This is a genomic window from Desulforhabdus sp. TSK (assembly GCF_022836495.1).
Lineage (GTDB): Bacteria > Desulfobacterota > Syntrophobacteria > Syntrophobacterales > Syntrophobacteraceae > Desulforhabdus.
In genome coordinates this window covers 1-568 of record NZ_BQXM01000119.1, presented here as the reverse complement: position 1 = coordinate 568, position 568 = coordinate 1, and the positions used below count along the sequence as shown (strand labels likewise).

The following is a 568-nucleotide window of genomic DNA, read 5'->3' as shown; positions in this document are numbered from 1 at the left end:
GAAAGCGAAGAGATCTGGCGTTGCACCACCTGTGGAAGGTGTCCTCAGCAGTGCCCGAGGGACGTCAGGCAAATCGATTCCGGAGTGGCCCTGCGCAGGATCGCCACGGAATACGGGGTTTTTCCCCAGTCCGTGAAGCCCATCCGCACCATCAGCGGAAGCCTCGTGGGGGAAGGAAACCCCTTGAGCGAGGATCGGGCCAAGCGAGGCGACTGGGCCAGGGACCTGCCCGTCAACACCTTCACCGAAGGCATGGAAATCCTCTACTTCCCCGGCTGCTACCTCAGCTACGACCCGAGGCTCAAGAAGGTCTCCCGGGCCACGGCCGCCATCTTGAACAAGGCGGGCGTCGACTTCGGGATCCTGGGCTCCCAGGAGAGCTGCTGCGGGGAAAGCATCCGCAAGACGGGCGACGAGGACGTCTTCAAGCGCTTGGCCAGGGAAAACATCAAGGCCTTCGTGGACAACGGGGTGAAGAAGATCCTCGTCTCCTCCCCCCACTGCTACCATACTTTCAAAAACGAATATCCCGAGTTCATGGTGCACTTCGAGGTGGTTCACATCACCC

At 60.7% G+C, this 568-nt stretch carries 1 protein-coding gene; it reads left to right on the top strand.

Translation table 11 applies throughout. The features are described from left to right. On the top strand, nt 1-568 hold a 568-nt coding region (locus MWC30_RS21770; protein WP_244086297.1), incomplete at both ends, for a (Fe-S)-binding protein.